Source organism: Candidatus Sysuiplasma acidicola (assembly GCA_019721035.1).
Classification (GTDB): Archaea; Thermoplasmatota; Thermoplasmata; order Sysuiplasmatales; family Sysuiplasmataceae; genus Sysuiplasma; species Sysuiplasma acidicola.
Genome location: JAHEAA010000008.1, coordinates 76,551 through 82,624, shown reverse-complemented (window position 1 = coordinate 82,624; position 6,074 = coordinate 76,551). Strand labels below are relative to the sequence as shown.

General features: G+C 46.4%; 8 protein-coding genes. 6 read left to right on the top strand and 2 right to left on the bottom strand.

What is annotated here, in order from left to right:
• Positions 1-463 precede the first annotated feature (463 nt).
• Positions 464-937, bottom strand: a complete 474-nt coding sequence (locus tag KIS30_05390; protein ID MBX8646176.1) for a retropepsin-like domain-containing protein — start codon at positions 935-937, stop codon at positions 464-466.
• Positions 938-940: 3 nt separating this feature from the next.
• On the bottom strand, positions 941-1,159 hold the full coding sequence (locus KIS30_05385) for a hypothetical protein (protein MBX8646175.1): 219 nt from the start codon (positions 1,157-1,159) through the stop codon (positions 941-943).
• Positions 1,160-1,446: 287 nt separating this feature from the next.
• Between KIS30_05385 and KIS30_05380 the strand changes: the two genes are divergently transcribed.
• From KIS30_05380 to KIS30_05355, 6 genes are all read left to right on the top strand, one after another.
• Positions 1,447-1,683 carry a hypothetical protein gene (locus tag KIS30_05380; protein MBX8646174.1) on the top strand — a complete coding sequence of 79 codons (237 nt, stop codon included), beginning with the start codon at positions 1,447-1,449 and terminating at the stop codon, positions 1,681-1,683.
• A 1-nt stretch (position 1,684) separates the two neighbouring features.
• The gene (locus KIS30_05375) at positions 1,685-1,858 is read left to right on the top strand and encodes a hypothetical protein (GenBank protein MBX8646173.1); all 174 of its coding nucleotides are present in this window, start codon (positions 1,685-1,687) and stop codon (positions 1,856-1,858) included.
• Positions 1,859-2,273: 415 nt separating this feature from the next.
• On the top strand, positions 2,274-3,128 hold the full coding sequence (locus KIS30_05370; protein MBX8646172.1) for a sugar ABC transporter permease: 855 nt from the start codon (positions 2,274-2,276) through the stop codon (positions 3,126-3,128).
• Positions 3,121-3,972 (top strand): carbohydrate ABC transporter permease, encoded by an 852-nt coding sequence (locus KIS30_05365; GenBank protein ID MBX8646171.1) that lies wholly within the window; start codon positions 3,121-3,123, stop codon positions 3,970-3,972. Before KIS30_05370 ends, KIS30_05365 begins: the two co-directional genes overlap by 8 nt.
• Before the next feature lie 6 nt (positions 3,973-3,978).
• Positions 3,979-5,151, top strand: a complete 1,173-nt coding sequence (locus KIS30_05360) for an ABC transporter ATP-binding protein (protein ID MBX8646170.1) — start codon at positions 3,979-3,981, stop codon at positions 5,149-5,151.
• Between the two features lie 53 nt (positions 5,152-5,204).
• The gene (locus tag KIS30_05355; GenBank protein ID MBX8646169.1) at positions 5,205-6,011 is read left to right on the top strand and encodes an SDR family oxidoreductase; all 807 of its coding nucleotides are present in this window, start codon (positions 5,205-5,207) and stop codon (positions 6,009-6,011) included.
• Positions 6,012-6,074 lie beyond the last annotated feature (63 nt).

Here is a 6,074-nt window from a genome sequence, read left to right as displayed (position 1 = left end):
GCAAGTGCGGCTATGACACATCAGCTAGTAGAACACATGTGTTTGAAGAAATTGGAAAGAACACATTCAAATTCACCGCACCCTTCATTGAAAAGAAGGCTGGTTAAAACAGAATAAGGAAGAGCTACAGGATGGAGCGGCGTTCCACATTCAAACCGATGAGGACTCAGGAGCGTTTCGCAGGCAGAGAGAAAGCCAGCAAGCATGGTATTGTCAACATTCGTCAACATTCTTTTCGAGTTACTCTTTGATGGGCTTTAGCTAGGCGTGTTATGTGACATCACATGTGTTCTAGTTTTCGAACACACTACTTGTGGTCTAAGAAATTGGAGGTGCAGAACAGCTTGAAACTAGCGAATTGGGAAGGATATGACACCAAGATTCGCAAATCATTGCGAGAAGAATTGTAGGAGATACAATAGTCCATACTGTTTGGAAAGGAGGGGGAAGCGAACTGCGCATCTTAAGGAGAAAAAGTAAACTTCTGACTTCTCTCAAAGAAAGTTATATCAAACTTACCAAACACTAAGTCCCGTCCGAGAATTGCATAAGGAATAGAATTTGGTTTGTCTGGGACTAGTACCGGTACTCCGAATGTAGACCAGAACGCCTTACCTCCTTTAAGGAGCGATAGGCTCTTTAAACGAGTTTCGAAGCTTGCGAATTCGCCACCAGCGCCAGTTGTTTGGATAACGACAGGCTTTCCCTTTTCCATCTCGTACTTGACTTCCAGAATTTCAGCCAGCTCCTGAGGTATCAAGGTGACATTAGCCCCGCTGTCGACCAAGGCCGTAGTCGATACAGTGTCGGCTTCAGTTTTGATTCGAATCTGGACGAGGGGCAGGATTAACTTATTCTTTTTGCCATTTGAATAATATTCGTACCTGAGATATTTGCACGTTGTCCCAGCAGGCTTAAGCCTCGCGCGGTGCGCCATTCCTCAAAGCACCATTATCTTGTCTCTTGGTACTTTCATTATAAATGGGACTTCCCTTGGGCTCACTTTCTTGGCCCTATCAAATACCTCTTTGGCGCTATTACCTTCCGCTACAATTCTGTTGCCAACAACAGCAATCCACTGGTCAACGTATTTCCCCAGCTCATCTTCCATCGACGCCACAAATTCGAGTTCACCTGCCACCTTTCCATTCTTCCCCATTTCCACTTACCTCAAAGAGTCTTTTTCCTGCCACGACAGGCATTCAGAATAATCTACCACTTATTCTATATGAAGCTTTGTTATAGCACCATAGCGGACATGAACGTTTAGGTCACTCTCTAATGATGGATGAATGCCAGCATCTTCAGATTCTGTAGGTGATACGTGCTATTTACAATCTGAGCGACGGCTGGCACATCAATTACATACTTGAGTAGTCTGACGGTTTATGCCCGCCATAGTCATAATATAAGAGCAGAAATACACAGAAGCATATACATTGATGCATGGGAAGGAAGACTATCTCGCTGGAAAACTCCGCTTACAGCAAGCTGAAAGCTGCAAAGAGAACCGGAGAAAGCTTCTCCGATGTAATTCACAGACTACTCGATAGAGGTGAGCCCTCACTGCTAGAATTCTCACACCTTGTGAGCAAGGAGGCGGCAGATCAGGTTGCAGAAGCCGTAATGCTAATGCGTTCAGACGACTTAAAGGCACAGAGACAGAAAGAAGAGTGTAGATGACATGACTTACGTTCTGGGCACATCGTTTATCATAGATCTCATGCACTCCGACGGTGATGCCGTCAGGGAAGCAAAGGAACTGGTGGCAGGAGAGCCACGAAATTGCTCCAGGGACCCATTCTCAATCGAAGGTTGCAGCCTTCAACGACTCGACGAGGTATTCCATAATGCGTAGTTTGACTAATTGGCAGCATTGAAAGCCATTGAAATAATGGCAGAACTCCTGAAAACTGGAATTATGAAATCGCATGTCGACACCATGATAGCGGGTATTGCGTTTGCGGGCGGAAAACATCCAGAAACCGTTAAGCAGCCTTGAGGCAGGAGTGCATCCCATGCACTCAAAGCGGTTCCCAGCAAGGGTATTAGACAATCCTCATGTGGGAATAAAAATGGCAACTGAACGATTCTTTCTTACAGCCCGGAATCACAGCAGTATCTCAGTGTGCTTCATGTGTGATGATTTATAGTTAAGATTATTTACGGTAAACCGCTTCAGACTGAGATATAATCAGGAATGTTAGAATCTGAAATGTGGGGCCAATGAACGAATTTCATATCCACGTGGGAGGTAATGCGTAACGGCGCTTATAAAACGAACCAGTTTTCTTTTCTTCATTCCAACCGGGATATTTTCCATTATCCTCCTATATCTTGTCGGCTGGAATGTCTATACCTCTTTCACAAATTCATCCTCATTTCATCCAATCGCAGCATTCGTGGGCTTTCAGACTTACGCTACAATATTCAAGGATCCGGCATTCACTAATGCATTGAGGAGTTCGCTAGTCTGGTCAGCATCACTAATACTGTTTGGCAATGTTTTCGGCATATTTTTTGCAACATTGATATACAATGTCGGCAGCAGCAAAATCAGGCTCATATTCACCACGATTTTTATCTATCCACTTGCAATTTCACTGGCTGCATCGGCTGTAATATGGACATGGCTGTACAATACAAGAACAGGCATAAACACAATTTTCGGTGCACTCGGGCTACCGCAGTATACATGGCTGGACAGGCCTGATTCAGCGCTTCCAAGCCTCATCCTCGTATCCATCTGGGTATTCTCCGGCCTTGCAGTAATATTTTATCTCGCATCATTCCAGAATGTCACTAAGGAAGTAATAGAATCGGCAAGAATGGACGGTGCCTCAACACTCAGAATTCTTACCAAAATACTGTTGCCGGAATCGAAGAATGCCTTCATTGTTTCAACAGCGCTGCTCTTCCTGTTCGCACTCAGGATATTTTCGCTTCCGTTTGTCTCAACAGGTCTGAATCCCTTTACAGAGACAGCAGTTCTCAGCATGTACTTTTACTACATCACCGAGTTTTTCGCTCAGTCATCTGCTGCAAGTGTTGTGCTTGTGATTCTGGCGGCTGTCGTCGTGATACCTTATGCACTCTTCGGACTTAAGAGGTGGATAACAAATGACTGAACAAATTATCAGTGCACAAACCAAAATCCGTTTACGCTCTGGAATTGTTCTGGCACTGCTGTGCTTTTTTGCTGCAATATGGCTGATTCCTGTCTACAGCCTGCTCATCAATTCGTTCAAGACGGCATCCGGGGTTATCAGCACTCCCGTTCTGCAGCCGGCAGGTTTCTCACTGTCCGCCATAGAGACTGTTTTCGGTCAGATGAAACAGAGTCTGCTTAACAGTCTAATCATCACCATTCCGGTTGCTGCAATTTCCACATTCCTCGGGGCAATGGCTGCATACCACCTTTCACTCAAGCAATCCTACTTCAACGACACTGTCTTTACAATAATAGCGATTGCCACATTTGTACCTTATGAGATAACGCTCGTGCCGCTGACCAGCCTGGCGGTGAAATTGGGTATTTTCAACACATATTACGGATTGATATTCGCATTTCTTATTTTCTATCTACCGACAGGCGCGCTATTGATGTCGATTTTTATGGCTGTTCTGCCGAAGCGGACACTGGAAGCGGCGCGTATAGACGGCGCAAATGACTGGCTGATATTCAGAAAGGTGGTGTGGCCGCTGGTAATCCCGGGTGCAATTTCCACATTCATGTTCATCATAGTTGAGACATGGAATAATTTTTTCATACCACTTATATTGACATCAACACCCCCCATGAGGACAGCATCGGTACTGGTGATGTCATACTCAGGAAGCTACGGTGCACTTTACAATGAGAGCTTCGCAGCCGCACTGATATCCTCCCTGCTTCCACTGTTGCTTATCATCATACTCGGCAGATACTTTATAAGGGGATTTCTGGCTCTTGGCTCTGGTGGCAAGGGGTGAACTGAATTGGTTAAAATCGAATTCAGAAATGTTACTAAATCGTTTGGTCGTGGAAACAAGATAAAGACAGCCATCGAGGACATATCATTCACAGTCGAAAATAAGGACTTCTACGGCATTATCGGCTCAAGCGGCGCAGGCAAGACTACACTTCTGAGACTCATTGCCGGTCTGGAGGAGCCCACATCTGGCTCAATTTCTTTCAACGACAGAGTTGTTGCGGAAAATGGAAAAATCAAAGTTCCGGCCGAGGAAAGGAACATCGGAATGGTATTTCAGAACTGGGCACTCTATCCTCATCTGACCAGCTATGAGAATATAGCGTTCCCTCTGAGAGCTAGAAAGATGCCTGCTACGGAGATCAAGAAAAAGGTGGAATTCCTTGCCGATCTCCTCGACATACGGGAAGCGCTGAGCAGGAGGCCGGGCAACATCAGCGGCGGACAGCAGCAGAGGGTCGCGGTGAGCAGGGCACTCGCCAAAGACCCTGCTCTGCTCCTTCTCGACGAACCATTCAGCAATCTCGACGCAACCATTAAGGACAGCGCACGTTCACTTGTCAGGAATGTCCAGAAGGAGCTGGAGATAACTGCAATAATTGTTTCACATGACCCGGCCGATATTTTCGCGCTTGCACATAATGCCCTGGTCATATCCAACGGCCGGAACATTCAGACAGCAGCTACCGAAACGCTTTACCACAAACCGAATGCGATCGACGTTGCCAGGGCGATAGGTGAAATCAACCTCATTCCTTCAACACTGACCACCCACGGCAAGTCTCTCATCAATATCGGGGAGAAAATCGGTTTTGAAGTAGAACCTGAGCAGATTGGCGATAATTACAGAAGCGCTGGAGAAATGAAAATTATTCTGGGTCTGAGGCCCGAAGGCATAAGACTTTCGACAAAAGATGAGGATCAGGAGTTGAATGAGAAGGAATGGCTAATGCTGAGCGATGGAACCGTAAACATTTCCGGTTATTCCGTCGGCGTGTTCAGGGTGCTTTTCAACATACCCGGCATAGATAAGGACATAGTCACAGCAAGCGAAGTCCCTATGGCCGGAGGGACTCCTGTAAAGGTATTTGCCAGGAAAAACGAGATACTTCTGTTTGATGACAAAGGGCGCTCCATAATGAATTATGACGGAAAAGTAATACAGCCTGCCTTTAACTGATACCGTGCGTCTGTCAGTTGTATCCAAATACTGTCAGGAAGTGAAGAAGTGAAATGAACGGAAACGGAGATACTGTGGTTATAACGGGTGCCTCTCTGGGAATAGGCAGGGCAACAGCTTTAAAACTCGCATCCGAAGGCTATAATCTTATTCTTAGTGACATAATCGACACAAGTGTGGTTTTCGAAAATATCGAATGCAGTGGAAATTCCATATTCCATGTCACAGGGGACATATCGGATAGCAGAACAATAGACCGGATTGCACGTACCGCGAACCGACGGGGAGTGAGACTGACAGGACTTGTGAACAGTGCTTTTGCCATGGTGGGGAAGCCCTTCCTGGATCTAAGCGGGAAAGACTGGAAACGGACATTCGATGTCACCTTCTTCGCCCCGGTCATGCTATGCAGAAAGCTCATTCCGCCGATGATTAAAAACGGAGGAGGCAGCATTGTCAATATATCCTCCGTACACGCTCTCGCAGCAGGCGATGTCGATTCAGCCGCATATGACGCCGCAAAAGCAGCAATGAATGCCCTCACGCGCTCGATAGCGCTTGAATTTGGTCACCTTGGAATAAGGGCGAATTCCATACTCCCCGGTCTTGTGACGAGCGAGCGGATACTTGACTGGAAGAAGAGAAAACCGGCGGAGTATGAGGCGTCCTGTCGCTCACATGCCCTCGGAAGAGCCGGTAAACCCGAAGAAATTGCTGAAGCGGTGAGTTTTCTGATCTCAGGCAGGTCTTCGTTCGTTACCGGCAGTTCCATGCTTGTCGACGGAGGGCAGATGACAGCACTTAATGAAACGACCGCATTTTCAATCATCAGAAAAATGATGCATAACGATTCCCGCTGAAGCACGAGGTCCAGACCAACAGACATGAAACCAGTTAGTGAGTGCATCAGATTGATGCGGGTA

Coding starts and splice junctions, on each gene's coding strand:
- KIS30_05375 (MBX8646173.1), top strand. CDS start 1,685: ATGACTTACGTTCTGGGCACATCGTTTATCATAGATCTCATGCACTCC.
- KIS30_05355 (MBX8646169.1), top strand. CDS start 5,205: ATGAACGGAAACGGAGATACTGTGGTTATAACGGGTGCCTCTCTGGGA.
- KIS30_05365 (MBX8646171.1), top strand. CDS start 3,121: ATGACTGAACAAATTATCAGTGCACAAACCAAAATCCGTTTACGCTCT.
- KIS30_05390 (MBX8646176.1), bottom strand. CDS start 937: ATGGCGCACCGCGCGAGGCTTAAGCCTGCTGGGACAACGTGCAAATAT.
- KIS30_05380 (MBX8646174.1), top strand. CDS start 1,447: ATGGGAAGGAAGACTATCTCGCTGGAAAACTCCGCTTACAGCAAGCTG.
- KIS30_05385 (MBX8646175.1), bottom strand. CDS start 1,159: ATGGGGAAGAATGGAAAGGTGGCAGGTGAACTCGAATTTGTGGCGTCG.